At 62.4% G+C, this 26,494-nt stretch carries 21 protein-coding genes; 10 read left to right on the top strand and 11 right to left on the bottom strand.

The genetic code is table 11. The annotated features are described in order from the left end of the window. The first annotated feature begins 115 nt into the window (after nt 1–115). On the top strand, nt 116–1,819 hold the full coding sequence (gene rpsA / locus BBJ66_RS00200) for a 30S ribosomal protein S1 (protein WP_003571265.1): 1,704 nt from the start codon (nt 116–118) through the stop codon (nt 1,817–1,819). A gap of 75 nt (nt 1,820–1,894) precedes the next feature. Here rpsA and BBJ66_RS00195 read toward each other — a convergent pair whose 3' ends face one another. The 3 genes from BBJ66_RS00195 to BBJ66_RS00185 form a co-directional block, all read right to left on the bottom strand. Next, the gene (locus BBJ66_RS00195) at nt 1,895–3,463 is read right to left on the bottom strand and encodes a hypothetical protein (RefSeq protein WP_071084094.1); all 1,569 of its coding nucleotides are present in this window, start codon (nt 3,461–3,463) and stop codon (nt 1,895–1,897) included. 231 nt (nt 3,464–3,694) lie between these two features. Further along, the gene (locus BBJ66_RS00190) at nt 3,695–4,321 is read right to left on the bottom strand and encodes a ribonuclease D (protein WP_071084092.1); all 627 of its coding nucleotides are present in this window, start codon (nt 4,319–4,321) and stop codon (nt 3,695–3,697) included. Between the two features lie 104 nt (nt 4,322–4,425). Continuing rightward, nucleotides 4,426–5,235, bottom strand: coding sequence for a MerR family transcriptional regulator (locus BBJ66_RS00185; RefSeq protein ID WP_049731310.1), 810 nt, complete (start codon nt 5,233–5,235; stop codon nt 4,426–4,428). 167 nt (nt 5,236–5,402) lie between these two features. On the opposite strand from BBJ66_RS00185, the gene BBJ66_RS00180 reads away from it, so the two are divergent. Further along, complete coding sequence (locus BBJ66_RS00180; protein ID WP_071084089.1) at nt 5,403–6,683, top strand: 4-aminobutyrate--2-oxoglutarate transaminase; 1,281 nt, start codon at nt 5,403–5,405, stop codon at nt 6,681–6,683. Nucleotides 6,684–6,746: 63 nt separating this feature from the next. Beyond that, nucleotides 6,747–8,228 carry an NAD-dependent succinate-semialdehyde dehydrogenase gene (locus BBJ66_RS00175; protein ID WP_071084087.1) on the top strand — a complete coding sequence of 494 codons (1,482 nt, stop codon included), beginning with the start codon at nt 6,747–6,749 and terminating at the stop codon, nt 8,226–8,228. A gap of 43 nt (nt 8,229–8,271) precedes the next feature. Here BBJ66_RS00175 and BBJ66_RS00170 read toward each other — a convergent pair whose 3' ends face one another. Further along, nucleotides 8,272–8,481 (bottom strand): SlyX family protein, encoded by a 210-nt coding sequence (locus tag BBJ66_RS00170; RefSeq protein ID WP_071084084.1) that lies wholly within the window; start codon nt 8,479–8,481, stop codon nt 8,272–8,274. 534 nt (nt 8,482–9,015) lie between these two features. Here BBJ66_RS00170 and uxaC point away from each other — a divergent pair. Together uxaC and BBJ66_RS00160 are read left to right on the top strand one after the other, a co-directional pair. Then, entirely contained in the window at nt 9,016–10,431 is a 1,416-nt protein-coding gene (gene uxaC, locus BBJ66_RS00165; protein ID WP_071084078.1) for a glucuronate isomerase, read from the top strand. Further along, nucleotides 10,428–11,885: a mannitol dehydrogenase family protein gene (locus BBJ66_RS00160; protein ID WP_071084076.1), complete on the top strand. Its 1,458-nt coding sequence runs from the start codon at nt 10,428–10,430 to the stop codon at nt 11,883–11,885. The genes uxaC and BBJ66_RS00160 overlap by 4 nt, the downstream gene beginning before the upstream one ends. Nucleotides 11,886–12,159: 274 nt before the next feature. Here BBJ66_RS00160 and BBJ66_RS00155 read toward each other — a convergent pair whose 3' ends face one another. The 7 genes from BBJ66_RS00155 to BBJ66_RS00125 form a co-directional block, all read right to left on the bottom strand. Next, nucleotides 12,160–14,610: a GcvT family protein gene (locus tag BBJ66_RS00155; RefSeq protein ID WP_071084074.1), complete on the bottom strand. Its 2,451-nt coding sequence runs from the start codon at nt 14,608–14,610 to the stop codon at nt 12,160–12,162. Continuing rightward, nucleotides 14,611–15,486, bottom strand: coding sequence for a phosphotransferase (locus BBJ66_RS00150; protein ID WP_071084914.1), 876 nt, complete (start codon nt 15,484–15,486; stop codon nt 14,611–14,613). A gap of 150 nt (nt 15,487–15,636) precedes the next feature. Further along, complete coding sequence (locus BBJ66_RS00145) at nt 15,637–16,713, bottom strand: ABC transporter ATP-binding protein (RefSeq protein ID WP_071084072.1); 1,077 nt, start codon at nt 16,711–16,713, stop codon at nt 15,637–15,639. A gap of 48 nt (nt 16,714–16,761) precedes the next feature. Further along, nucleotides 16,762–17,859 carry a Gfo/Idh/MocA family protein gene (locus BBJ66_RS00140; RefSeq protein WP_184342718.1) on the bottom strand — a complete coding sequence of 366 codons (1,098 nt, stop codon included), beginning with the start codon at nt 17,857–17,859 and terminating at the stop codon, nt 16,762–16,764. Next, on the bottom strand, nt 17,859–18,746 hold the full coding sequence (locus BBJ66_RS00135) for a carbohydrate ABC transporter permease (RefSeq protein ID WP_116429599.1): 888 nt from the start codon (nt 18,744–18,746) through the stop codon (nt 17,859–17,861). Before BBJ66_RS00135 ends, BBJ66_RS00140 begins: the two co-directional genes overlap by 1 nt. Then, entirely contained in the window at nt 18,739–19,698 is a 960-nt protein-coding gene (locus tag BBJ66_RS00130; RefSeq protein ID WP_049731319.1) for a carbohydrate ABC transporter permease, read from the bottom strand. The genes BBJ66_RS00135 and BBJ66_RS00130 overlap by 8 nt, the downstream gene beginning before the upstream one ends. Nucleotides 19,699–19,704: 6 nt before the next feature. After that, nucleotides 19,705–20,991, bottom strand: a complete 1,287-nt coding sequence (locus BBJ66_RS00125) for an ABC transporter substrate-binding protein (RefSeq protein ID WP_071084064.1) — start codon at nt 20,989–20,991, stop codon at nt 19,705–19,707. A 202-nt stretch (nt 20,992–21,193) separates the two neighbouring features. Here BBJ66_RS00125 and BBJ66_RS00120 point away from each other — a divergent pair, with 202 nt between their 5' ends. The 5 genes from BBJ66_RS00120 (at nt 21,194) to BBJ66_RS00100 (ending at nt 26,483) form a co-directional block, all read left to right on the top strand. After that, nucleotides 21,194–21,871 carry a TetR/AcrR family transcriptional regulator gene (locus tag BBJ66_RS00120; RefSeq protein WP_049731321.1) on the top strand — a complete coding sequence of 226 codons (678 nt, stop codon included), beginning with the start codon at nt 21,194–21,196 and terminating at the stop codon, nt 21,869–21,871. Nucleotides 21,872–21,993: 122 nt separating this feature from the next. Further along, nucleotides 21,994–23,142 carry a Gfo/Idh/MocA family protein gene (locus BBJ66_RS00115; protein WP_049731322.1) on the top strand — a complete coding sequence of 383 codons (1,149 nt, stop codon included), beginning with the start codon at nt 21,994–21,996 and terminating at the stop codon, nt 23,140–23,142. Between the two features lie 3 nt (nt 23,143–23,145). Further along, on the top strand, nt 23,146–24,309 hold the full coding sequence (locus BBJ66_RS00110; RefSeq protein WP_071084062.1) for a dihydrodipicolinate synthase family protein: 1,164 nt from the start codon (nt 23,146–23,148) through the stop codon (nt 24,307–24,309). 24 nt (nt 24,310–24,333) lie between these two features. After that, complete coding sequence (locus BBJ66_RS00105) at nt 24,334–25,164, top strand: sugar phosphate isomerase/epimerase family protein (RefSeq protein ID WP_071084059.1); 831 nt, start codon at nt 24,334–24,336, stop codon at nt 25,162–25,164. A gap of 41 nt (nt 25,165–25,205) precedes the next feature. Further along, on the top strand, nt 25,206–26,483 hold the full coding sequence (locus BBJ66_RS00100) for a Gfo/Idh/MocA family protein (protein ID WP_071084056.1): 1,278 nt from the start codon (nt 25,206–25,208) through the stop codon (nt 26,481–26,483). Nucleotides 26,484–26,494: the final 11 nt, after the last annotated feature.

Genomic DNA, 26,494 nt, shown 5'->3' with positions numbered 1-26,494 from the left:
GTCCAAGCGCCGGATTGCCTTCGTGAAAGAGGGCGGACTGGGTTCAGGCCCGTTCAACGCAAACCAACCGGCGCATACGTGTCCGCTTCCCTATCCAGGACACGCAGGAGATTTTATGTCAGTAGCAACTCCCTCTCGCGAGGATTTCGCGGCCCTTCTCGAAGAGTCCTTTGCCAAGAACGATCTGGCCGAAGGCTATGTAACCAAGGGTATCGTCACGGGCATCGAAAAGGATGTCGCCGTTGTTGACGTCGGCCTGAAGGTCGAAGGCCGCATCGCGCTCAAGGAATTCGGCGCCCGTGCCAAGGACGGCCAGCTCAAGGTTGGCGATGAAGTCGAAGTCTACGTCGAGCGTATCGAAAACGCGCTTGGCGAAGCTGTTCTGTCGCGCGAGAAGGCTCGCCGCGAAGAAAGCTGGGTCAAGCTCGAAGCCAAGTTCGAAGCTGGCGAGCGCGTCGAAGGTGTCATCTTCAACCAGGTCAAGGGTGGCTTCACGGTCGACCTCGACGGTGCGATCGCCTTCCTGCCGCGTTCTCAGGTCGACATCCGCCCGATCCGCGACGTTACCCCGCTGATGCACAACCCGCAGCCCTTCGAAATCCTCAAGATGGACAAGCGCCGCGGCAACATCGTGGTTTCGCGCCGTACGGTCCTGGAAGAATCCCGCGCCGAGCAGCGTTCTGAAATCGTTCAGAACCTCGAAGAAGGCCAGGTTGTCGACGGCGTCGTCAAGAACATCACCGATTACGGTGCGTTCGTCGACCTCGGCGGCATCGACGGCCTGCTGCACGTCACCGACATGGCATGGCGCCGTGTGAACCATCCGTCGGAAATCCTGAACATCGGCCAGCAGGTCAAGGTTCAGATCATCCGCATCAACCAGGAAACCCACCGCATCTCGCTCGGCATGAAGCAGCTCGAGAGCGATCCGTGGGATGGCATCCAGGCCAAGTATCCGGAAGGCAAGAAGATTTCCGGTACCGTCACGAATATCACCGACTACGGTGCATTCGTCGAGCTGGAGCCGGGCATCGAAGGCCTGATCCATATCTCGGAAATGTCCTGGACCAAGAAGAACGTTCACCCCGGCAAGATCCTGTCCACGAGCCAGGAAGTCGAAGTCGTCGTTCTCGAAGTCGACCCGTCCAAGCGCCGTATTTCGCTCGGCCTCAAGCAGACGCTGGAAAATCCGTGGGCAGCATTCGCCCGCAGCCATCCGGCCGGCACTGAAGTCGAAGGCGAAGTCAAGAACAAGACCGAATTCGGCCTGTTCATCGGCCTCGACGGCGACGTTGACGGCATGGTGCACCTCTCCGACCTCGACTGGAACCGTCCGGGCGAACAGGTCATCGAGGAGTTCAACAAGGGTGACGTCGTCAAGGCCGTCGTTCTCGACGTCGATGTCGAGAAGGAACGCATCTCGCTCGGCATCAAGCAGCTCGGCAAGGATGCGGTCGGCGACGCCGCTGCATCGGGCGACCTGCGCAAGAATGCAGTCGTTTCCTGCGAAGTCATCGCGGTCAACGACGGCGGTGTCGAAGTGAAGCTCGTCAACCACGAGGACATCACTTCCTTCATCCGTCGCGCCGACCTCGCCCGCGACCGCGACGAACAGCGCCCTGAGCGCTTCTCGGTCGGCCAGGTCTTCGACGCCCGCGTCACCAACTTCTCCAAGAAGGACCGCAAGATCATGCTGTCCATCAAGGCTCTGGAGATTGCGGAAGAGAAGGAAGCCGTTGCCCAGTTCGGTTCGTCCGACAGCGGCGCTTCGCTCGGCGACATTCTGGGCGCAGCCCTGAAGAACCGCGGCGGCGAATAAGCCTCGCATCCGCCTTTGAATTGAAGAACCCGCCGGAGCGATCCGGCGGGTTCTTCATTTTCAAGTTATGAACATTTACTCCCAGCCGACCATGCGCTGATAGAGCGCGTAAACAGGGTCGGCGGCCGCGCCTGACTGATAAGGCGTCGGCTCGGCATCGATCATCCTCGGCGTCCTGCGCTGAGGCGCCGCATTGGCCGCTTCGGCATCGGCCGCGGCATCCCCGCCGCCCGACTGCGCCTGCTGCTGATCTTCCTGCTGCGGATCCCCTGGCTGCTGATCCGGCGGCGCGCCATCGTGGTGATGCTGGTGGCTGGTTTCACCCGCCTTCTCGTTCGACGGGACATCCTTGGCGAACTGATAAGGCAGCTGCGTATAGGCAAGTCCCTCCGGCATCCTTGCCGCCAGCGGGATATAGGCAGCCTCGGCCGTCTCGGCTATCGGCATCATCGGCGGTGGCGCAGCGGTGTCTTTCGGCTGGCGGACAGTTGCGGCTACGATCTCCGTTTCCACCGGCGAAGGGCGCGGCGCTGCGGACGGGCGCGCATCGGGTGCTGCGAGTTCCGCCGGCTGCCTGGTCAGGGTTTCGGTCGCATCGCTGATGACGGCATCGTCGAGGATCGCATCGATCTCCACGGCCGCTTCGACGCGGCCATCCTCCAACACGGCTTCGACGTCCTGCTCGCGGATGATGGTGACGATCATCTCGGAGACCTCTTCGGTCATCGAAGCGACAATTCCCGTCCAATTTCTCGGAATGACGGGATCGCCTTTTCCCGACATGGCGCGAGGCTGGATCGCAGGCGCCTCCGGCATTTCCCGCGCGTCCTCGGCCGCTGTGGCCTCGGCCGGCAAGGTTGGCGCGGCGTCGATCTCCTGCGGCTCGGGTTCCTCCGGGGCGACCGCGCTTGCCGCTGCCGACGCGGATTGAGCCCGGTTTTCGGGCCGCGGCGCTTCCGGATCGGCAGCGTCCACGGCCTCAGTGATGACCGCCTCCTCGGCGGTTGCCAAAGCCGCGGTCTCGACCAGCGAACTGGCCGGTGCGGACGGCTTGTCTGCCGGCTGGCGCATGGCGGCAGACGCATGATCCTCGTGCAGCTGGATTTCCGGCCGGGCTTCGGCGCGCATCGGCGAAGCGTCGTTCTGGCCATAGGAGCGCACGACGGCACGGGCGGCGAGATCGCGATCCTTGTAGCGGACAATTTCCAGATAGGCGACGATGCGGGCTGCTTCCGGACCTGCGGGATTCTTCAGGGCTGCGGCGATCATCCGAAGCGGCAGGCTGTGGCCTTGCTCCGTAAGTTGGCGCTCCACCTCGTCGATCCTGGCAGCCGGCAGCCGCTGGATGGCATCGGCAAGCCGGGAGGCGAAGGCGAGATTGCTTTCGTCCTCGCCGCGATCCAGCGAGATCGCGCGGCCGGCCGCATCGATGGCGTCGAGGAGGGCTTCGATCATGCGCTCGCGTGCGGCAAGGAGCAGGATACTGAGTTTGCCGGCAATGGCGGAATTCAGATCGGCGGCTTCGACGGGGTTGACCGGCGCTGGCGCAATCACAGAACGGCCGAGGCCGCCGGCGACGATCGCCGCAGTCTGGCCTTGGGACGAAAAGCTTGCATTGGACGCTGCACGAACGGGAGTCAACATGGCATGCTCCTTTCGCAAAGTGACGATGAAAGCAGGCTCCATAAAAGGGCCGCGCTCATCCGGCCCCCTTGCATCCCAGCAGATCCTCCTGTCCGCATGACGCAATACCGGCGTCATCGAAATGCATAAATATTAATGGGAATTTTAGGAAAGAGGCGTTAACGAATCGCTAACAGCCGCAGACAGGCCCGTCGACGGTCTTTGTTTTCAATTGTGCCGCAGGCAATTTACTCAGCTATGGGCGAAAATATCGGCCTCTTCCCAGCCGAGCAGGTCGAGCTTGGCGCGGGTCGGCAGGAATGCGAAGCAGGCCGTCGCATGGTCGAAGCGGCCGTCGCGGATCAAGCGTGCCGTGAGCTTGTCGCGCAACGCGTGGAGATAAAGCACATCGGAAGCGGCATATTCGAGCTGGGCCGGAGACAGCGTCTCGGCCGCCCAATCGGAAGATTGCTGCGCCTTGGAGATATCGACGTCGAGCATCTCCTTGAGATTGTCCTTGAGGCCATGCCGATCCGTATAGGTGCGGATCAGGCGCGAGGCGATCTTGGTGCAGAACACCGGGGTCGTCGTGACGCCGAATGTGTGGAAGAGCACGGCAATATCGAAGCGGCCGTAATGAAAAATCTTCTGATGGGTCGGATCTTCGAGCAGGGCGACGAGATTGGGAGCCTCTTTCTGGCCGGCGGCGATGCGGATGACGTCGGCGGTGCCGTCACCCGGCGAAAGCTGGACGACGCAGAGCCGGTCCCGGCGCGGCACCAGGCCGAGCGTTTCGGTATCGATGGCGACCGCGCCGGTGTAACGGGCGGCATCGACCGCTGATATATCGCCTTCGTGATAACGTATGGTGGCGGCCATGAGACTGTCTTCCCCTAGGATGTCAGGCTGAAGCGGCCTGAGATCGTGTTTTAGCGCTATAGCGCAAAGCCGCAAAATGCGAAACCGCTTCCTCTGGCGGTGGATCAGAATGTCGGCGGCGTGTTGATCCAGAGAAGAACGGTTTCGCCATCGTGGCGATTGCGCCAGGAATGGTAGCGGCGGCTTTCGAAGTAAAGTGAATCGCCGGGTCCGAGATCGAAGAACTGATCGCTGTCGAGCACCAGTTCGAGCCGGCCGGACAGAACGTGCATGAACTCCTCGCCCTCGTGACGATAGGCGCCTTCGCTGGCAGCACCCGGCGCCAGCACGAAACGATGGCAATCCATCATCCTGCGGCCTTCGGCAAGCAACTGCACCGCGACTCCAGGGGTCGTTTCCGGCCAGGTGCGCCATTCCCCGGCACGCACCATGACCGGCACCTCGCCGCTTTCCTCCCCGGAGAGGCGGGAAACGGTGGTGCCGTAATACTCGGCGAGGTCATGCAGCGTCTTGAAACCGACGCCCTGCGAGGTGCGCTCCAGGGTCGAGAGGGTCGAAGCGGTGATGCCGATGTCGCCGGCCACCTGCTCCAGCGTCTTGCCGCTCGCGTGGCGCAGGCTGCGCAGCTTGCGGCCGAGGCCGGTTCCCTGGCTTGTCTCGGCGCCATCGGCGGACGGCTCCTCGGCCTCCAGCGCCTCGCGGATGGCCGCGGGATTGAGGCCGCGCTCGACACGATACCAGGAGATGCGCTTCAAGCGCGCCAGATCGTCGGCGCTGTATTGCCGATGGCCGGTTTGCGAACGGCCGGGAACGAGCAGACCCTGACTTTCCCAGAGCCGCAGCGTCGAAGCCGAAACGCCCGCCAACCGCGCGGCCTCGGCCACCTTGTAGCGTACAGGCCCGCTATCATTCATCCGAAATATCCCTGATTCCAATCGCGTGCGAGCATTCATCAAAACACGTGATGTTTGAAGCAAAAAATGGCTCTTGTTTTCTTACAGGAAAAATGTAGGAATTTCGATAGTGATTGCAGAATTTCTGCAAGATAATTCCAGATCCCCTTTCAGCCAGGAGCGCATTGATGACCGCGACAAGCCTTACCGACCGGAAGAACGCCGCCATTTCCCGCGGCGTCGGCATGACGACCCAGATCTATGCCGATCGTGCGGAGAATGCCGAGATCTGGGACAAGGAGGGCCGCCGCTATATCGATTTCGCGGCCGGCATCGCCGTTCTCAATACCGGACACCGTCACCCCAAAGTCATCGCGGCGGTCAAGGATCAGCTCGACCATTTCACCCATACCTGCCACCAGGTTGTTCCCTACGAAAACTATGTCAGCCTTGCCGAACGGTTGAACGCGCTGCTGCCGGGTGACTTCGAGAAGAAGACGATCTTCGTCACGACGGGCGCAGAAGCGGTCGAAAATGCCGTCAAGATCGCGCGTGCGGCCACCGGCCGCTCGGCCGTCATCGCCTTTGGCGGCGGCTTCCATGGCCGCACCTTCATGGGCATGGCGCTGACCGGCAAGGTCGTGCCCTACAAGGTCGGCTTCGGCGCCATGCCGGGCGATGTGTTCCACGTTCCTTTCCCGGTCGAGCTGCACGGCGTCACCGCCGATCAGTCGCTGGCGGCGCTGAAGAAGCTCTTTGCCGCCGATGTCGATCCGCAGCGGGTCGCGGCCATCATCATCGAGCCGGTGCAGGGCGAAGGCGGTTTCTACGCCGCACCCGCCGCCTTCATGAAGGCGCTGCGCGAACTCTGCGACCAGCACGGCATGCTGCTGATCGCCGACGAAGTGCAGACCGGTTTTGCCCGCACCGGCCGGATGTTCGCGATGGATCATCACGAGGTGGCGGCCGACCTGACGACGATGGCGAAGAGCCTTGCCGGCGGCTTTCCGCTCGCCGCCGTCACCGGCCGCGCCGAAATCATGGATGCGCCGGGACCGGGCGGGCTCGGCGGCACCTATGGCGGCAACCCGATCGGCATCGCTGCCGCCCACGCCGTGCTTGACGTCATCAAGGACGAAGATCTCTGCAACCGCGCCAACCAGCTTGGCGGACGGCTGAAGCAGCGGCTGGAATCGCTGCGCGACACGGTGCCCGAGATCGCCGATATCCGTGGCCCGGGTTTCATGAACGCCGTCGAATTCAACGACCGGACGACGGGATTGCCGAGCGCCGATTTCGCCAACCGGGTGCGGCTGATCGCACTCGACAAGGGGCTGATCCTGCTCACCTGCGGTGTCCACGGCAACGTCATCCGCTTCCTCGCGCCGATTACCATCCAGGACGAGGTCCTTGGCGAGGCGCTCGACATTCTCGAGGCCTCGATGCTGGAAGCAAGCGCGGCCAAGTGATGCGACAGGTACCGGATTTCAACGGCTGCCGGCAACAGGCAGCCGCTCCCAAGGAGATATGACATGGCTTTCACCACCGCCCTGACAAAGCACGTTCCCTTCTCTTCGCCGTTCCTGCGCGCCGCCGGCTATATCAACGGCGTCTGGACATCGGGCGATGCCACCAAGACCTTCGAGGTGTTCAACCCGGCAACCGGCGAGCTGCTCGCTTCGCTGCCCGATATGGGGGCTGCCGAGACGCGGGCGGCGATCGATGCGGCCTATGCCGCCCAGCCGGCCTGGGCTGCGCGGCCCGCCAAGGAGCGCAGCCTCATCCTGCGCAAATGGTTCGACCTGATGGTTGCCAATGCAGATGCGCTCGCTGCAATCCTCACCGCCGAAATGGGCAAGCCCATCGCGGAAGCGCGCGGCGAGATCCTCTATGCCGCGTCCTATGTCGAATGGTATGCGGAAGAAGCCAAGCGGATCTACGGCGAGACGATCCCCGCGCCTTCCGATGACAAGCGCATGATCGTCATCAAGCAGCCGGTCGGCGTCGTCGGCACGATCACGCCGTGGAATTTCCCGGCGGCGATGATTGCCCGCAAGATTGCGCCGGCACTGGCCGTCGGCTGCACTGTGGTGTCGAAGCCGGCCGAACAGACGCCGCTGACGGCGATCGCCCTTGCCGTGCTCGCCGAACAGGCCGGCATTCCCTCAGGTGTCTTCAACCTGATCGTCGGCGTCGACGGCCCGGCGATCGGCCGCGAGCTTTGCGGCAACGACAAGGTGCGCAAGATCAGCTTCACCGGCTCGACCGAGGTCGGCCGCATCCTGATGCGGCAATGCGCCGACCAGATCAAGAAGGTGAGCCTGGAGCTCGGCGGCAACGCGCCGTTCATCGTCTTTGACGATGCCGATCTCGATGCCGCCGTCGAGGGCGCGATCGCCTCCAAATACCGCAATGCCGGCCAGACCTGCGTTTGCGCCAATCGCCTCTACATCCAGTCGAGCGTCTATGACGCCTTCGCGGCCAAGCTTGCCGCCAGGGTCGCCGCAATGTCGGTCGGCGACGGCTTCCAGGCGGGTGTCGAGATCGGGCCGCTGATCGACGAGCAGGGCCTTGCCAAGGTGGAAGACCATGTCGGCGACGCGCTTGCCAAGGGCGCCAAGGTGCTGACCGGCGGCAAGCGCATCGACGGCGCCGGCACCTTCTTTGCCCCGACGGTGCTGACCGGTGTTGCCCGCGGCATGAAGGTGGCGCGTGAGGAAACCTTCGGGCCGGTGGCGCCGCTCTTCCGCTTCGAGACGGCCGAGGATGTCATCACTCAAGCCAATGATACGGAATTCGGCCTTGCCGCCTATTTCTATGCCGGCGACCTGAAGAAGGTCTGGCGGGTGGCGGAAGCGCTGGAATATGGCATGATCGGCATCAATACCGGCATCATGTCTTCCGAGACCGCGCCTTTCGGCGGCATCAAGCAATCCGGCCTCGGCCGCGAGGGCTCACGCCACGGCGCCGACGACTATCTGGAAATGAAATATCTCTGCATCGGCGGCGTCTGAAACCATTCCGTCAAAAGTGCACGCGGCAGACTGCCGCGTGCCGTCAATAATGTGGCGGGCGGGTGATACCAGGCGCCTCCAGCGACTGTTCCTCAAGCGACAGGAAACGTTCGGTCAGCCGGTCGAGCTTGGTGCGCATCTGCTCCACGACCTTCCATTGCTCGGTCAGCTGATCGGAAAGCTCCTCGATCGTCTTTGCCTGATGGGCCAGCATTTCCTCCAGCCTGGTGATGCGGTTCGTCTCGTCGGACATTAGAGCCTTTCCGGGTTAGATTGCAGCATTCTGCCGGAGCAGGTTTCCGCCAGGGCAAAGGCGATTGGCGACGGGCATACCCCTTGGTACGTTCGAGCCGATCGCCTTTGCCCTGGCGGAAAGATGCCCGGCCCACCGGCCGCACCGCTTCGCCGTGGCGAAGCGGTAAGTGCGTCCGGCGATTCCTGAGTCTTGCAGATTTGCTAGGCAAATCTGCGGGAGGGTTGGCTGAAACGGGCCGCCTGCTCGACCGGCCGGCTTGGCCGTAGAGCTGGGCTACAACGCGCGCCAGCCGGTCGACCATCCGACTCCGTTTGAGCCAACAGAATGCTACAATCTAACCCGGAAAGGCTCTAGATCCTCCTTTGCCGAAACCGGCAGAACAGATGGTTCTCCCAAAGCGGAAATAGGCCACCGCGTCAATGCTTTCGAGGGCGGTCGCGCCCACACGCAAAACCGAACCGTTTGGTTACTGAAAGACCTTGCCGTGCCTGATGTTGTGGGGTAGGCCCTATCCATCAGGGAGGAATACTGATGGATGCAGGCAACGGCTTTCTTCATCCGGACCGGCTCTTTCCGGCCGATCCGGCAACACGGACGATCGCGCGAGACCTCTACGAGACGGTGCGCAATCTTCCGATCGTCAGCCCGCACGGCCATACCGAACCGTCCTGGTTTGCCGACGACAAGCCCTTCGAAGACGCGGCCTCGCTGCTGGTCATTCCCGATCACTACCTTTTCCGGATGCTGCACAGCGTCGGCGTGACGCTGGACGAACTCGGCGTTCCCCGGCTGGACGGCAAGCCGGTGGCAACGGGGCGCGCGATCTGGCGGAGCTTTGCCGCGCATTACCATCTCTTCCGCGGCACGCCTTCGAGCCTCTGGGTCGACCATGCGATGTCGGCCGTGCTCGGCTGCACCGAACCGCTGACATCTGACAATGCCGATGCGCTCTACGACCATATCAATGCCCAGCTCGCCCGTCCTGAATTCCGGCCGCGGGCACTGCATCAGCGATTCGGAATCGAAACGATCGCGACCACCGAAGGCGCGCTCGACCCGCTTGTTCATCATCAGAAGATGGTGGCCGACGGCTGGATCGGCAAGGTACGCACCACCTACCGGCCGGACAGCGTCACCGATCCGGACGCCGTCGGCTTCCGCGACAATCTCGTCAAATTCGGAGAGATCACCGGCGCCGATGTGACGCGCTGGGACGGGCTGATCGAGGCGCATCGGCGCCGACGCGCCTATTTCCGCCAGTTCGGCGCCACCGCGACCGATCACGGCGTACCGAGCGCCTTCACCGCCGATCTGCCGCTTGCGGAAAAACAGGCGCTGCTCGACAGGGCGCTGAAGGGGCCGCTCTCGGCTGCCGACGCAGAACTTTTCCGCGGCCAGATGATGACCGAGATGGCCGGACTTTCGGCCGAGGACGGCATGGTGATGCAGATCCATGCCGGCTCGCGGCGCAACACCGACAGCGGGCTGTTTGCGACGCGCGGGCCGAATATGGGCGCCGATATTCCGACGCCCACCGACTGGGTCGGCGGCCTGAACGCGCTGCTTTCAAAATACGGACATGCGCCGGGGCTGCGGGTGCTGCTGTTCACGCTCGACGAGACGACCTATGCCCGGGAACTGGCGCCGATGGCCGGCCATTGGCCCTGCCTGATGATCGGCCCGCCCTGGTGGTTCCACGACAGCCCGCTCGGCATTCGCCGCTATCTCGACCAGGTGGTGGAAACGGCTGGCTTCGCCAATATGGCGGGCTTCAACGACGATACGCGGGCGCTGCTTTCGATCCCGGCGCGGCATGACGTCTGGCGCCGCGAAGTCTGCCGTTTCCTCGCCGGGCTTACCGCCGAGCACCGGATTTCCAAAGGGGAAGCCGAGATCGTGGCGGGCGAACTTTCCTATGGCAATGCGAAGAAGGCCTACAAGCTGTGAGCGAACGACTGCAGACCCTTTCCGGCCTCGCCCCGACGGCGAAGCTTCCCGCCTATGACCGCAGCCGGCTGAAAAGCGGCATCCTGCATCTGGGCCCCGGCGCCTTTTTTCGCGCGCATTTTGCGCCGTTTACCGATGGCGCGCTGGCCGCTGCAGGCGGCGACTGGGGCATCGAGGTGGCAAGCCTGCGCACGCCCGATGTCGCCGACAATCTGAGCGCCCAGAACGGGCTTTATACGACGCTGATCCGCGATACGTCGGGCACGACGGCTGAGGTGATCGGTTCGATTCTTAAGGCGCATGTGGCGCCGCGCGATCCGGCCGGCCTGCTGGCGCGGCTCGAAGATCCGGAAATCCGCATCGTCAGCATGACGGTGACGGAAAAGGCCTACGGTTTCGATCCGGCAACGGGCGGCCTCGACCTCAAACATCCCGACATCGTCGCCGACCTCGCCGACCGGCATGCGCCGCGCGGCGTCATCGGCTATCTCGTCGAAGGCCTAGCACGCCGCCGGCAGAAGGGGATCGCTCCCTTCACGCCGCTCAGCTGCGACAACCTGCCGAGCAACGGCGCCGTCCTGAGACGCCTCGTGCTCGAATTCACCTCTCGCATCGATGCCGATCTGCATGACTGGATCGAAGCGAATGTACCCTTCCCGTCGACGATGGTCGACCGCATCACCCCGGCCAGTACCGACGCGACCTATGCCGATGCCGAGCGGCTGACAGGCCGCACGGATATGGCGGCGATCGAGACGGAGCCCTTTACGCAATGGGTTATCGAAGATCATTTCGCCGATGGCCGTCCGGCCTGGGAAAATGTGCGTGGCGCGCTGATGGTCGAAGACGTCTCGGCCTATGAGAAGATGAAGCTCCGGATGCTGAACGGCGCCCATTCGCTGCTCGCCTATCTCGGTTATATCGGCGGCTATGAATTTATCCGCGACGTGATGGACGATGCTGCCCTGGCAGCCCTGGCCTATCGCCACATGCATGCGGCGGCGCGAACGCTCGATCCGGTCCCCGGCATCGATCTCGACGACTATGCCAACGAATTGATAGCACGCTTTGCAAACAAGGCGATCGCACATCGCACCTATCAGATCGCCATGGACGGCACACAGAAACTGCCGCAGCGGCTGCTGGAACCGACCTGCGAGGCGCTGGCGCATGGCGACCGGGCAGAGACCTATGCGATCGCCGTTGCGGCATGGATGCGCTATGCGCTCGGCGAACACGGCAATGGCGATCGTTACGAGCTGCGCGATCCCCGGGCTGCCGAAATCGCGGCGTTGATTGCCGATGTCCCGCGCACCGGCCCGGCGATCTCGGCGGCGCTTTTCACCCTTCCCGGCCTTTTCCCGGCGGCGTTGACGGAACATCGGGCGTGGACGCAGGATGTGTCGGACAAGCTGGAGATTTTGATCCAGGACGATCGGTTGCCGTTGTTTTGAGGTTTTCTGACATGGGAGAGGGTGTGCCGTGGCCGCCCCCCTCTGCCTGCCGGGCATCTCCCCCACAGGTGGGGAGATCACAAGTGGCCAAACCTTCGCGCCCGTCTATCGTTGCGCCCGGCTGTGACGCCAGTTGTTTGAGGAAGCCGGTGAGCCCAGCCAATCTCCCCACCTGTGAAGGAGATGCCCGGCAGGGCAGAGGGGGCTGCCACGGAGTGCCCTCTCCTTATGACTTAAACTCTCGGAGCGCTCGAGCGCACAGGAATTCCATCCCTCAAGCCTTCACCCGCGCCATATCCGGATCATAAAGCGGCGCCAGCGACACCTTGCAGGGGATGCGTTCCCTGGCGACATCGAGTTCGTAACTGCCGGAGAGGACGAAATCCTCGGTGACGCCATCGGCATCGCGGACATAACCGTAGCCGATCGGTTTGCCCACCGTATAACCGAAGCCGCCGCTCGACAGCCAGCCGACGCGTTTGCCGTCGCGATAGATGGTTTCGCGGCCGAGCAGCACCACATCGGGATCGTCGGGAACGAAGCCGGCGAGGCGTTTCTTCACGCCGCCCGACAGCTGCCGCTCGATCGCCGCACGGCCGCGAAAGGGAATGTTCTTCCTGATCTTCACCGCCCAGCCGAGGCCGGCTTCAACAGGCGTGTGATCAGGACCGATATCGGAACCCCAGGCGCGATAGCCCTTTTCCAGGCGGCAGCTTTCGATAGCGCGGTAGCCGGCATTGACGAGGCCAAGCTCGCCGCCTGATGCCATCAATACGTCATAGACCGTGGTCGCGTATTCGATGGGAACATGCAGCTCGTAGCCGAGCTCGCCGACATAGGTGATGCGCAAGGCCCGCACCGGGCAGCCCGATATGCCGACGGTTCTGACCTGGCCGAAGGGGAAGGCGGCATTCGAGACGTCGCTGCCGGTCACCTTTTCCAGCACGGCGCGTGCATTCGGGCCCATCAGCGACAGCACTGAATAGGCCGAGGTGACGTCGACCAGTTCGGCATGCATCTCCGCCGGAATATTACGGGCGATCCAGTTGAAGTCATGGGTGGCGAAACCGGTGCCGGTGACGATGTAATATTCGTCCTCGGCGATGCGGGCAACCGTCACGTCGCATTCGATGCCGCCCTTATCGTTCAGCATCTGCGTATAGATAAGCGATCCCACCGGCCTTGCGACATCGTTGGAAGCGATCCAGGAGAGCGCCGCCTCGGCATCCCTGCCCTTCAGCACGAATTTGGCGAAGGAGGTCTGGTCGAAGATAACGGCCGCCTCGCGCACCGCCTTATGCTCGCGGCCGACGGCATCAAACCAGTTCTGCCTGGAATAGCTGTAGACATCTTTCGGCTCCTCATTGGCGAAGAGATCGGCAAACCAGTTCGGCCGCTCCCAGCCGAGCTTTTCGCCGAAACAGGCGCCCTGCGCCTTCAGCCGGTCATAGAGCGGCGACTTGCGGCAGGGGCGGCCGCTCGCATGCTCCTCGAACGGCCAGGCCATGGTGTAGTGCTTGCCATAGGCTTCGAGCGTGCGGGTGCGCACCCAGTCGGTATCGAAATGCGGGCGGCCGAAACGGCGGATATCGACCGGCCAAAGATCATAGGGCGGCTCGCCCTTCGTCACCCATTCGGCAAGTGCCATGCCGGCGCCGCCGGCAGAGGCGATGCCGAAGGCGTTGAAGCCGGCGCCGACGAAGAAGTTCTTCAGCTCCGGCGCCTCGCCGAGAATGAAATTACCGTCAGGCGTAAAACTTTCCGGGCCGTTCAGCAGTTGCTTGACGCCGACATTCTCAAGCGCCGGAACCCGGCCGAGCGCCTGCTCCATGATCTGCTCGAAATGGTCGAAATTGCTGTCGAGCAGCGTGTAGTGGAAACCGTCGGGGATGCCTTTCTCCGCCCAGGCGATGGGGTTCGGCTCATAGCCGCCCATGACGATGCCGCCGACCTCCTCCTTGTAATAGGTCAGGCGATCGGGATCGCGCAGCGTCGGCAGGTTGGAGGGAACGCCGAAGGATTCGGTGATGATATATTGGTGCTCGACCGAGACCAGCGGCACGTTGACGCCGAAGCGGGCCGCGAAGGCGCGCGTCCACTGGCCGGCGCAGACGACGACGCGCTCGCATTCGATACGGCCCTCAGCAGTAACGACGGCGCGGATTCTTCCCTTGTCGATTTCGAGATCGAGGACCTCGGTATCCTCGAAGATCGAAACGCCCGACAGGCGGGCGCCCTTTGCCAGCGCCTGGGTGATGTCGGACGGGTTGGCCTGGCCGTCTGTGGGAAGGAAGGCGGCGCCAACGAGATCATCTGTTGTCATCAGCGGCCAGAGATCGAAGGCTTCCTGCGGCGTCAGCAGCTGCATTTCGAGTCCGAAGGACTGGGCGGTGGTCGCCTGGCGCTTGACCTCCGTCCAGCGCTCCTCGTTGCAGGCAAGGCGCAGGCCGCCATTCATCCTCCAGCCGGTGCCGAGGCCGGTTTCTTCTTCCAGGCGCTTGTAGAGATCGACGGAATAACCGAGCAGCTGGGTGATATTGGCGCTGCTGCGCAGCTGGCCGACAAGGCCGGCGGCATGGAAGGTGGTGCCCGAGGTGAGCTTCTTGCGTTCGAGCAGCACGGTATCGGTCCAGCCGAGCTTGCCGAGATGATAGGCTGTTGAGCAGCCGATGATGCCGCCGCCGATGACCACGGCTTTCGCTGTCTTCGGTAATTGTCTCGTCATTTATCGATCCTGTTCAAAGGCTTGATAGGCGCGCTCGAAACGCGCGAGATTTTCGGCCGTGTATGCGGCATAGTCGAATTGGATGGTGGAATGGATTTCCGAAATCATGCTCCAGAGCGTTTCGCGCAGCAGCGAGGCGCATTTCATCGCGCCGTAGCGGCGGCTGAGATCTGATGTCAGCGGCCGGTCGAAATAGGCCTCCAGCATCATCCGCTCGGCCGCTTCAGAGAACTCGTTGTTGGAGGCCAAGCCGCCAAGGTCGAACAGCGGCGTGTTGAAACCGGCATAGTCCCAGTCGATCAGCCAGAGCCGCTTGCCGTCATCGAGAAAATTGGCGGCCAACAGATCGTTGTGGCCGAAGGCGATCTCGAACGGCGCTGCTACCGCTTCCAGCCTCTCGGCCCTGCCGAGCAGCGCCGGCAGCAATGGAAGATAGGGGCTGCCCGACTCCTTCAGGCTGGCGGCGTAGTCGCGGATGACGTGGAAGACCCAGAAGATCATCGCCTGGCCGCGGAAATGCCGGGCGATGTCGTGATGGCAGGCGCGGATGAGCGGAACGATCCGGGCGAGCATATCAGGTGTCCTGACATCCTCCGGCGAAAGCGCCCGCGCCTCGATATAATCGAGCACCAGCACGCCGGGCGAATGGTGGATGACGGCAGGCGATATGCCGGCAGCATGCGCCGCGCGGCTTGCGGCAAGCTCGTTCTGGCGGCTGATGTGATGGATGGGAATATCGGTGCCGAGTCTGACCACGCAGCGCGCGACCGCATCGCTGACCAGATAATTCCGGTTGGTGATGCCGCCTGAGATCGGCGAGATTTCGATCGGACCCTGCCAAATGCCGAGCGCATGAATCCTATCTTCAGGCGTCATGCTCATCCCCCGGAGGATGATGCCGAAAAGTGTGAGCGGTTTTCGGACGCATCATGCTCTAACTATTTAAGCTGGAACAGGATTCTTCCTGTTCCAGCGGCCCCTTCTCGAAATGATGGGGCAGAGCGGGATCGACTGTCAAGCAGGCGGTTAGATCGTCTTTCCGGCGGCATCGAAGACGTGGCAGCGGGTCGGGTCGAAGAAGGTCGTGACGTTGGTGCCGCGCTCCACCTTCTGCTGGCCGTCGAGCGCGACGGTCATGAGCTGGCCATCCGGCGTCGTGGTGTAAAGCATGGTGGCGCCGCCGAGATTTTCGACGAGATCGACGTTGACGGTCGAGAGCGTAATGGCGCCTTCCGTGAGGGAAAGATGCTCGGGGCGGATGCCGAAGGTGACGTCCTCACCGGCTTTGCCGTTCAGCCGGCGCGGCAGGCGGACGGAATTGCCGCAGACATGAATGCTGGTTTCCGTCTCACCGACCTGCTCGATGCGGGCCTTGAGAAAATTCATCTTCGGGCTGCCGATGAAGCCGGCGACGAAGCGGTTGGCCGGGTTATTGTAAAGATCGAGGGGCGCGCCGACCTGCTCGATGCGGCCGGAATTGAGCACCACGATCTTGTCGGCCATCGTCATGGCTTCGACCTGGTCATGGGTGACATAGATCATCGTGTTGCCGAGCTGCCGGTGCAGGCGGGAAATCTCGACGCGCATCTGCACGCGCAATTCGGCATCGAGGTTCGACAGCGGCTCGTCGAACAGAAAGATGCGCGGCTCGCGCACGATGGCCCGGCCGATCGCCACGCGCTGGCGCTGGCCGCCGGAGAGCGCCTTCGGCTTGCGCTCCAGGAGTTTTTCGATCTGCAGGATCTCGGCGGCGCGTTTGACCTTCGGCTGGATATCGGCCTTCTTGTAACCCGCTGTCTCCAGGCCGAAGGCGAGGTTCTTGTAGACCGACATATGCGGATAGAGCGCATAGGACTGGAAAACCATGGCGATGCCGCGCTTGGCCGGCGCCACCTCGTTCATGCGCTCGTTGTCGAGCAGCAGCCCGCCGCCGGTAATCTCCTCGAGACCGGCGATCATGCGCAGAAGGGTCGATTTTCCGCAGCCCGAGGGGCCGACGAAAACAACGAATTCGCCGGGATCGATCGTCAGGTCGATGCCATGGATCACATCGAAGGCGCCATAGCGCTTCTCGACCTTCTGAAGAACGACACTGGTTGCCATCGTCTCAAAACCCTCTCTTGCCGGTTACTTGGCCGGTTGCTTGGCTGGTTACCTGGTTCTTGCGCGCCAATCGGCGTATTTCGGACTGTCGGGGCCGACCGGCAGCGGCACTTCGGCGCCGCTGTCGGAAGACTGGTAGATGGCGGTGACGAGTTCCAGCGCGCGGCGCGCATCCACTGTCGTCACCGGCAGCGGCCCATGGCCGCTGAGGAACGCATGGAACTGGCCCATCTGGGTGGTAAATCTGGGGGCGACCGGCTGCCAATCGCTGACCACCCGGTCGATCCGTTGCTGGACGTCGTCATTGGCGGCGATGATCTTCCAGGGATCCTTGCCCGGCGTATAGGGCTCATGGCTGCTTTCGAAAGTAACGTTCTCGAAGTGCAGCCTCAGCCGGCTCAACTGTTCCTGCGATCCCAGCGTGCAGGACAGCGAGACGAAGGCGCCGCTTTCCATCAGCAGGCTGGCGGAGGCGCAATCCTCGACCTCGATATCGTTGACGCGGGTGGCGACACGGCCGAAGACCCTTGCCGCCGGACCCATCAGATGCATCATCATGTCGTGCAGATGCAGCGCATGGGTGACGAGCACGCCGCCGAGTTCCGTCGCCCATTTGCCGCGCCAGGGCACGGCATAATATTCCGGTTTGCGCAGCCAGAAGGTTTCGACCGACGCCGTATAGGCTTTGCCGGCAATACCGGCGTCGATGATCCGTTTGGCCTTCTGGATTCCGTCGCCGTAGCGATACTGGAAGATCGGCATCAGCACGCCTTTGGCGTTCTTTTCCGCCGCCATGATCGTATCGACGGCGGCGAGCGATCCGGTCAGCGGCTTTTCGCAAACGACATGTTTGCCGGCGGCGAGCGCCGCGACCACCTGCTCCAGATGCACCCCGGGCGGGGTGCAGATATCGATGATGTCGATCGTGTCGTTGGCGAGCAGCTCGGCAAAAGAGGTGGTGCGCCGCTCGATGCCGAACTCGTCGCCGACTGACGCCAGGCGCTGCTCATCCAGGTCGCAGATCGCCACGACCTTGAATTTGTCTGAATGCGGCAGGTAGCCTTCGACGATGTGGGAGCGGCCAATACCGCAGCCGACGATCGCCACCGTCTTGATGCTCATGTCATTCTTTTCCACTATCGCCATCAGCGCTTCATGCCCGTCGTGGCGATGCCCTCGATCAGCAGGCGCTGGAAGAACAGGAAGAAGAAGAATACCGGCACGAGCGTCAGCGTCGACATGGCGAACAAGCCGCCCCAATCCGATGCGCTGGTGGAATCCACGAAGGTGCGCAGGCCGAGCTGGATCGTATAGGTGTTCATGTCGTTCAGGTAGATCAGCGGACCGAAGAAATCGTCCCAGGTCCAGATGAACGAGAAGATCGCGGCCGTCGCCAAGACCGGCAGCGACAGCGGCAGCATGATCTTCCAATAGATGCGCCAGGCGCTGCAGCCGTCCATCATGGCGGCTTCGTCGAGTTCGCGCGGGATGCCGCGGAAGAATTGCACCATCAGGAAGATGAAGAAGGCGTCGCTTGCCAGGAACTTCGGTACGACGAGCGGCAGGATGGTGTTGACCCAGCCGAGGTTGAGGAAGAGCACATATTGCGGGATCAGCGTCACGTGATAGGGGATCATCAGCGTGCCGAGCATGATTGCGAACCAGAAATTACGGCCGGCAAAACGCAGCCGGGCAAAGGCGAAGGCCGTCAGCGAACAGGCGATGACATTGCCCGTTACCACCAGCAGCGAAATGACGAGCGAATTCCAGAAGAACCGGCCGAAGCTGACATCGAGGCCGACCCAGCCGCGGGCATAGGAGGAGAAATCGATCGACGACGGGATGAGCGAGGTCGACGAGAAGATCTCGGTTTCCGGCCTGACCGATGCCGAAACCATCCACAACAGCGGATAGACCATCAGAAGCGATGCGGCGATAAGCAGGGCGTGGATGATGAACGACGCCGGCAGGCTGCGTTTGGTGATATCCGATGGCGGCCTGGCCGCAGTGACGGAAGCGGTCATCTCAGTCATCGTAATGCACCCAATAACGCGAGGTCAGGAAGGAGAAAGCGGTGAAAACGGCGATGATCAGCACCAGGATCCAGGCGAGCGCCGAGGCATAGCCCATGCGGAAATTGCCGAAGGCTTCCTGATAGAGGTAGAGCGTGTAGAACAGCGTCGAGTTGATCGGACCGCCCGTGCCGCCGGAGATGATGAAGGCGGGTGTGAAGGCCTTGAAGGCATCAATGGTCTGGACGACGGCGTTGAAGAAGATCACCGGCGTCAGAAGCGGCAGGGTGATCTTGTAGAATTGGCGGAATTTCGAGGCGCCGTCGAGGCTTGCTGCCTCATACATATCCTGGGGAATCTGGCGCAGGCCGGCCAGGAAAATAATCATCGGCGAGCCGAACTGCCAAACGGACAGAGCCACCAGCGTGTAGATCGAATAGTTCGGATGCGAGATCCAGCTCGGACCTTCGATGCCAAATTGCGAGAGCGCGGCATTGACGAGACCATCGCTGGCGAAAAGCTGGCGCCAGAGCACGGCGATCGCCACGCTGCCGCCCAGCAACGAAGGGAGGTAGAAGATGGCGCGATAGAAGGTCAGTCCGCGCAGGCCGCGATTCAAAGCCATGGCGACCAGCAAGGCGAAGGTCAGTTTGAACGGCACCGAGAAGACAACATAGGTCAGGGTGACGTGCATGGCGGCCGAGAATTTCGGATCCGCCGTGGCGATGCGCACGTAATTCGCCATTCCCACCCACCGCGGCGACTGCAGCATGTCGAAGTCGGTGAAGGAGAGGTAGAGCGAAATCAGGGCCGGTCCGAGCGTCAGCCCGAAAAAGCCGATAAGCCATGGCAGAAGGAAGAGATAGCCGGGAGCATTGGCGTTCCAGAGACGCCGGAAGCGTCCTTCGGCCACGGCCCCCTGATATCTTTCCACATTTATGGCCCCTGCGGGCGTGCGCATCGCATTGCTCATACGGGATCAGCCTCGTGCGAGAATCTGCGTAATTTCGGTGACCAACTGTTTGCCACCGTCGGCGGGAGACAGCTGTCCGAAACCGACCTGTTCGGCGATGTTTCGCAGCATCAGCTCGCCTTCACCGGCGCCGGCGGGCGGCGGCGGCGGCAATTTGCCGGCGAGATCGCCGAGCCCGCTGACATAGGCCAATGCCACCTTGCCGTTCTCATCGAGCTTCGCCGCGACGACCTCGCGCATGGCAGCCGATTCCGGAATGCCGCGTTCGACATCCAAGAGCAGCACTGCCTCGGGATTCTTGACGAAGAAGTTGATGTAGTCCACGGCCAGGTCGATCGCTTTCGACTGGGCCGAAACAGAGAAGAACATCGAAGGCTTGCGATAGTGGCCGCCCTTCGAATCCGCCTTGATGCGCATATAGTTGGTCAGCGCCAGCTTGTCCTTGTTCATGGCCTGATAGGCAACGAACTGGTTGGAATGGGCAAAACCGGCCGCAGATTTGCCGAGCGACACCGTGTTGGTTTCGATGTCGTTCTTGTCGAGCGCCTGGATATCGGCGGGAACGCAGGCGCCGGCCTCACGGAACTTGGCCCACATATCGTACCATTCCGATGCGTCGTCGACGCCGAAGCCGATCTTGCCGTCGGCGGTATAGAGCGCCTTGCCGCGCTGACGCAGCCAGTTTTCGAACAGAGGTTCGCCGCCGCTGCCGTCGGCGAGGCCGAACATGCCTTTGCGCTTGCCGGCCTTGGTGATCTCGGCGCCCATGCGGGCGAACTCATCCCAGGTGGTCGCCTGCGTCGGCAGATCGACGCCTGCCTCTTTGAAGGCGGTGGTGTTCAGAACCGTCGCGGCCGAGTTCGCACCTAGGCTGACGCCATAGAGATGACCGTCGACGCTGCCGCCATCGATCTGCGCCTTGTCGAAATCGTCGAGGTTGAGCTTGGCCGGCATGTAGGATTCCAGCGGCGCCAGCGCGCCGCGACGCGCGTACTGAACGATATAGCGGTAGTCCATCTGGATGACGTCAGGCGCATTGCGGCCGGCAACCTGGGTCGCAAGGCGCGGCCAGTAATCGCCCCAGCCAAGGAATTCGCCGGTGATCGAGGTACCGGCATTCTTCGTCTGATAGAGCTGTGACACCTTGTTGGTGCGGTCGGCGCGCGGCTGCGAGCCCCACCACAGGAGGCGCAAGCGCTGTTCCTGTGCCAAAGCGCTGGTTCCGAGCGCCGAGAGCGAAAGAAGCGTGGCCCCTCCCGCAATGAAATTACGTCTGCTTACACGTAGGCTCATTTTTTCCTCCTCCAAAGGGAAGCGCCTCCACACGCTTCCGACCAGTTACCCTTGCATAAATAACTAATTGGTTACAAGCTACGAGCAAAGCGGCAAGCGTGTCAAGCGGGGTGTCGGTTCTTGGCGGCCGCCCTTTTAAATTCGGTTTTTACAATTTCGCACCGAAGGCTTATGAGCGCAACATGCGAGAGGGAGGGGAACGATGAACGACAGCGGGGAAAACGGGGAGAAGAAAAAATCCCGGCGCCCATCTCAGGAACGCACGGCCCAGCGCGATCCGGAGCGGACACGCGCCGCGATCCTGGAAGCGGCCACGCGGGAATTCGCCGAAAACGGCATGGGCGGGGCCCGCGTCGATGCCATCGCCGAACGGGCCGGCACCAACAAGCGCATGCTCTATCATTATTTCGGCGACAAGGAACAGCTCTATCTCAGAGTGCTCGAAGAGGCTTATGTCGGCATCCGCACCGCCGAGCGCGCGCTTCATATCGGCGACCGCAGTCCGGAAGAAGGCATTGGGGAACTGGCGCTCTTCACCTGGCGTTATTTTCTCCAGCACCCGGAATTCCTCAGCCTGCTCGGCACGGAAAACCTGCATCGCGCCCGGTGGCTTCGCCAGTCCGTCCGGCTCAAGGAACTGCATTCGCATCTGATCGGCGAACTATCCCAAGTGCTGGAGCAGGGAAAGAAGCAGGGCGTCTTCGTCGAGACGGCCGATCCCCTGCACGTTTATCTGACGATTGCCTCGCTCGGTTATTTCTATCTGTCCAACCAGTACACGCTTTCGACGATCTTCGGCCGCGACCTGATCGAGCCGACCCATCTCAATGCCTGGGAAAGCCATATCGTCCACGTGACGCTCGCCTCGATCAAGCGCTGAATCCCGATTTGACTATTGACAGCATCGCCGCTCTTCTGCCATCAAGTAACTGTTTAGTTACCGGCTTGGGAGGGCCGGGCCGGATGCCCGCTCCCGCCGCACAAGATTCCAGGGAGGAAAAAATGGCACGCTTGGGGATCATCTTGCACGGCGTTACCGGCCGCATGGGGTACAATCAGCACCTGGTGCGTTCGATCCTCGCCTTCCGCGACCAGGGCGGCATTACCCTGAAATCGGGCGAGAAACTCGAAATCGACCCGATCATCGTCGGCCGCAACGGCGCCAAGATGGAAGAGTTGGCGAAGAAGCATAATATCAAGCGCTGGTCGACCGATCTCGACGCCGCGCTCGCCAATCCCGACGACACGATCTTCTTCGACGCCGGCACGACGCTGATGCGCGCCGAACTGCTGTCCAGGGCGCTCGATGCCGGCAAGCATGTCTATTGCGAAAAGCCGATCTCCGACGACCTGCAGGTGGCGATCGATCTCGCCCGCAAGGCGCGCCGCTCCGGGCTCAAGCATGGCGTCGTGCAGGACAAGCTCTTCCTGCCGGGCCTGCGCAAGCTGGCGCTGCTCAGGGATTCCGGCTTTTTCGGCAAGATCCTCTCGGTGCGCGGCGAATTCGGCTACTGGGTGTTCGAAGGCGATTGGGGCGTGCCGGCGCAGCGCCCCTCCTGGAACTACCGCAAGGGCGACGGCGGCGGCATCATCCTCGACATGCTCTGCCACTGGCGCTACGTGCTCGACAATCTGTTCGGCGAGGTCAAGGCTGTCTCCTGCCTCGGCGCCACGCATATTCCACGGCGCATCGACGAGCAAGGCAAGCCCTATGACTGCGACACCGACGATGCGGCCTACGCGACCTTCGAACTCGAAGGCGGCGTGATCGCGCAGGTCAATTCCTCCTGGGCGGTGCGCGTACGCCGCGACGATCTGGTCACCTTCCAGGTCGACGGCACGCATGGTTCGGCCGTCGCCGGCCTGACGAAGTGCTGGAGCCAGCACCGCGTCAACACGCCGAAGCCGGTCTGGAACCCCGACCAGCCGCAGACGATCGATTTCTACAAGACCTGGGACGAGGTTCCCGATACCCAGGCCTTCGACAACGGCTTCAAGGCGCAGTGGGAAATGTTCATCCGCCATGTCGTCGAAGATGCGCCGTGGCCCTACGGCCTCGAAGCCGGCGCCAAGGGCGTGCAATTGGCCGAACTCGGGCTGAAATCCTGGGCCGAGCGCCGCTGGCTCGACGTTCCCGCGCTGGAGTTCTGAGCCGTGACGACGATCAATCTCCCCCTCGACGGCAAGATCGTCCCCTATAGGCTGACCGGCACGCCGATCGAACTGAAGAAGCGGGACGCCAAGAGCTTCCCGCGCATCACCTTCGCCGCCGCCCACGTCGTCGCCGATCCGCTCGCCGACAACGATCCCTGGCTGACGCCGGCGATCGACTGGGACCGCACGCTCGCCTTCCGCCATCGGCTGTGGGATCTCGGCCTCGGTGTGGCCGAAGCCATGGATACGGCGCAGCGCGGCATGGGCCTCGGCTGGCCGGAGGCGCGCGACCTCCTCCGCCGGGCACTTGGTGAGGCCGCCGGCCGCAAGGATGCGCTGATTGCCTGCGGCGCCGGCACCGACCATCTGGTGCCTGGACCCGACGTAACCATCGACACCATCCTCAAGGCCTATGAGGAGCAGATCGAAACGGTGGAGGCGGCCGGCGGCCGCATCATCCTGATGGCGAGCCGGGCGCTTGCCGTCACGGCCAAAGGACCGGACGATTATGTCAGGGTCTACGACCGCATCCTTCGCCAGGTCAAAGAACCGGTCATCATCCACTGGCTGGGCGAAATGTTCGACCCGGCGCTCGAGGGATATTGGGGCAATGGCGACCACCTGAAGGCGATGGAAACCTGCCTTGAGGTGATCGAAGCCAACGCTGCCAAGGTCGACGGCATCAAGATCTCGCTGCTTTCCAAGGAGAAGGAAGTGACCATGCGCCGGCAACTGCCGAACGGCGTGCGCATGTATACCGGCGACGATTTCAACTATGCCGAACTGATTGCCGGCGACGAAGAGGGCCATTCCGACGCACTGCTCGGCATTTTCGATGCGATCGCGCCGGCAGCGTCGGCTGCGCTCGACGCGCTCGGCCGCAAGAGCAACCGTGAATTCTTCGACCTGCTCGAGCCGACCGTGCCGCTGTCGCGCCACATCTTCAAGGCGCCGACCCGCTTCTACAAGACCGGCGTCGTCTTCCTCGCCTATCTCAACGGCCTGCAGGACCATTTCACCATGGTCGGCGGCCAGCAGAGCACCCGCTCGCTCACGCATCTGGCCGAACTCTTCCGCCTGGCCGACAAGGCGCGGGTTCTGGCCGATCCGGAACTCGCCACAGCGCGCATGAAACAGGTGCTTGCCGTCCACGGCGTCAACTGAAGCTGCGATACGAGAGGGAATGACATGCAGGTCGAAGGACTTTCGATCAATCTGGCGACGATCCGCGAGCAATGCAGTTTTGCCGACGCCGTCGATATTTGCCTGAAACACGGCATCACCTCGATCGCGCCCTGGCGCGACCAGGTCGCCAAGGCCGGCCTCGACGAAGCGGTCAGGATCGTCAAATCGAACGGCATCAAGCTGACCGGGCTTTGCCGCGGCGGCTTCTTTCCGGCGGCAAACGACGGCGACTGGCAGAAGAACCTCGACGACAACAGGCGCGCCATCGACGAGGCGGCGGCCTTCGCCGCCGATTGCCTGGTGCTCGTCGTCGGCGGCCTGCCGGGCGATTCCAAGGATATCGTCGCCGCCCGCCAGATGGTGTTCGACGGCATTGCCGCCGTGCTGCCGCATGCCCAGGCCGCCGGCGTGAAGCTCGCCATCGAGCCGCTGCATCCGATGTATGCCGCCGACCGCTCCTGCGTGAACACACTCGGCCAGGCGCTCGACATGTGCGAGCCGCTCGGCGAGGACGTCGGCGTCGCGATCGACGTCTACCACGTCTGGTGGGACCCCGATCTTGCCAATCAGATCGCCCGCGCCGGCCGAATGAAGCGCATCTTTGCCCATCACATCTGCGACTGGCTGGTGCCGACCAAGGACATGCTGCTCGACCGCGGCATGATGGGCGATGGCGTCATCGATCTCAAAGGCATAAGACGGATGATCGAGGCGGCCGGTTTCTTCGGCGCGCAGGAGGTGGAGATTTTTTCGGCCGAGACCTGGTGGAAACACCCGGCCGACGAGGTGATCGCCACCTGCGTCGAGCGCTTCCGGAGCTGCTGCCAGATCTAAGTTTCAATATTCGTTTCATCATGCATGCAGGAGGATCATCGATGGAGAAACGCCGTTTTGCCCTGATCGGCACCGGGAACCGCGGCACCACCATGTGGGGCAAGGATCTGCTGGCCGGCTGGCGCGAACATGTCGACCTCACGGCCATCGTCGAGAAGAATTCGCTGCGCGGCGAGCGCGCCCGCAACATGATCGGCAGCAATGCGCCGCTCTATGAAAACATCGATTCCATGCTCGCCGAACAGAAACCGGATCTGGTCATCGTCTGCACGCCCGACCATACGCATGACGATATCGTCGTGCGGGCGCTGGAGGCCGGCATCGACGTGATCACCGAAAAGCCGATGACCACCTCAGTCGAGAAAATTCGCCGGATTCTCGATGCCGAAAAGCGCACCGGCCGCCGCGTCGACGTCTCCTTCAACTATCGCTACGCGCCGACGGCCGCGAAAATCAAGGAACTGCTGAATGCCGGCGAGATCGGCCGGGTGACCTCCGTCGATTTTCACTGGTATCTCAACACCAAACACGGCGCCGATTATTTCCGCCGTTGGCATGCCTATACCGAAAATTCCGGCAGCCTTTTCGTCCACAAGGCGACACACCACTTCGATCTGTTGAACTGGTATCTCGACAGCGATCCCGACGCTGTCACCTCATTTGCCGACCTACAGAACTACGGCCGCAAGGGTCCCTTCCGCGGACCGCGCTGCAAGCTCTGTCCACACGCGCATGAATGCGACTATTATCTCGATCTCGAAAAGGATCCCTTCCTCGATCAGCTCTATGAAGATCCCTCGAAGATTGACGGCTATTTCCGCGACGGCTGCGTTTTCCGCGAGGACATCGATATTCCCGATACGATGATGGTCAGCCTGCGCTACCGCAACAATGTCCATGTCTCCTATTCGCTGAACACCTTCCAGCCGATCGAAGGCCACCACCTCGCCTTCAACGGCACCAAGGGACGCATTGAGATTCGCCAATATGAGGCCCAGCCCTGGGAAGAGCCGAAGCAGGACACGATCCTGCTCATCCGCAATTTCCCGAACGGCAAGGAGGCCGTCGAGCGCATCGTCGTTCCGCATTTCACCGGCGGCCATTACGGCGGCGACGACCGGATGCGCAACATGATCTTCAAGCCCGACACGGAAGATCGGCTCGCCCAGCGCGCCGGCACGCGGGCAGGCGCCATGTCCGTGCTCTGCGGCATTGCGGCTTTGACGAGTTCGCGCACCGGCAAGGTGGTCGAGATTGCCGACCTGATGCCCGAGCTTGCCAATGACGGTTCGCCCAATTCCTTGAAAACGCCGCGCTGACCGCAGGGCCG

Source organism: Rhizobium sp. RSm-3 (genome assembly GCF_001854685.1).
In the GTDB taxonomy this organism is placed as follows: Bacteria; Pseudomonadota; Alphaproteobacteria; order Rhizobiales; family Rhizobiaceae; genus Rhizobium; species Rhizobium ecuadorense.
This window is presented reverse-complemented; position numbering and strand designations above follow the sequence as displayed.

Coding starts and splice junctions, on each gene's coding strand:
- BBJ66_RS00150 (WP_071084914.1), bottom strand. CDS start 15,486: ATGACGCCTGAAGATAGGATTCATGCGCTCGGCATTTGGCAGGGTCCG.
- BBJ66_RS00115 (WP_049731322.1), top strand. CDS start 21,994: ATGGCACGCTTGGGGATCATCTTGCACGGCGTTACCGGCCGCATGGGG.
- BBJ66_RS00105 (WP_071084059.1), top strand. CDS start 24,334: ATGCAGGTCGAAGGACTTTCGATCAATCTGGCGACGATCCGCGAGCAA.
- rpsA (WP_003571265.1), top strand. CDS start 116: ATGTCAGTAGCAACTCCCTCTCGCGAGGATTTCGCGGCCCTTCTCGAA.
- BBJ66_RS00130 (WP_049731319.1), bottom strand. CDS start 19,698: ATGAGCAATGCGATGCGCACGCCCGCAGGGGCCATAAATGTGGAAAGA.
- BBJ66_RS00185 (WP_049731310.1), bottom strand. CDS start 5,235: ATGAATGATAGCGGGCCTGTACGCTACAAGGTGGCCGAGGCCGCGCGG.
- uxaC (WP_071084078.1), top strand. CDS start 9,016: ATGGATGCAGGCAACGGCTTTCTTCATCCGGACCGGCTCTTTCCGGCC.
- BBJ66_RS00120 (WP_049731321.1), top strand. CDS start 21,194: ATGAACGACAGCGGGGAAAACGGGGAGAAGAAAAAATCCCGGCGCCCA.
- BBJ66_RS00190 (WP_071084092.1), bottom strand. CDS start 4,321: ATGGCCGCCACCATACGTTATCACGAAGGCGATATATCAGCGGTCGAT.
- BBJ66_RS00180 (WP_071084089.1), top strand. CDS start 5,403: ATGACCGCGACAAGCCTTACCGACCGGAAGAACGCCGCCATTTCCCGC.
- BBJ66_RS00135 (WP_116429599.1), bottom strand. CDS start 18,746: ATGACTGAGATGACCGCTTCCGTCACTGCGGCCAGGCCGCCATCGGAT.
- BBJ66_RS00140 (WP_184342718.1), bottom strand. CDS start 17,859: ATGGCGATAGTGGAAAAGAATGACATGAGCATCAAGACGGTGGCGATC.
- BBJ66_RS00125 (WP_071084064.1), bottom strand. CDS start 20,991: ATGAGCCTACGTGTAAGCAGACGTAATTTCATTGCGGGAGGGGCCACG.
- BBJ66_RS00175 (WP_071084087.1), top strand. CDS start 6,747: ATGGCTTTCACCACCGCCCTGACAAAGCACGTTCCCTTCTCTTCGCCG.
- BBJ66_RS00100 (WP_071084056.1), top strand. CDS start 25,206: ATGGAGAAACGCCGTTTTGCCCTGATCGGCACCGGGAACCGCGGCACC.
- BBJ66_RS00170 (WP_071084084.1), bottom strand. CDS start 8,481: ATGTCCGACGAGACGAACCGCATCACCAGGCTGGAGGAAATGCTGGCC.
- BBJ66_RS00195 (WP_071084094.1), bottom strand. CDS start 3,463: ATGTTGACTCCCGTTCGTGCAGCGTCCAATGCAAGCTTTTCGTCCCAA.
- BBJ66_RS00155 (WP_071084074.1), bottom strand. CDS start 14,610: ATGACGAGACAATTACCGAAGACAGCGAAAGCCGTGGTCATCGGCGGC.
- BBJ66_RS00145 (WP_071084072.1), bottom strand. CDS start 16,713: ATGGCAACCAGTGTCGTTCTTCAGAAGGTCGAGAAGCGCTATGGCGCC.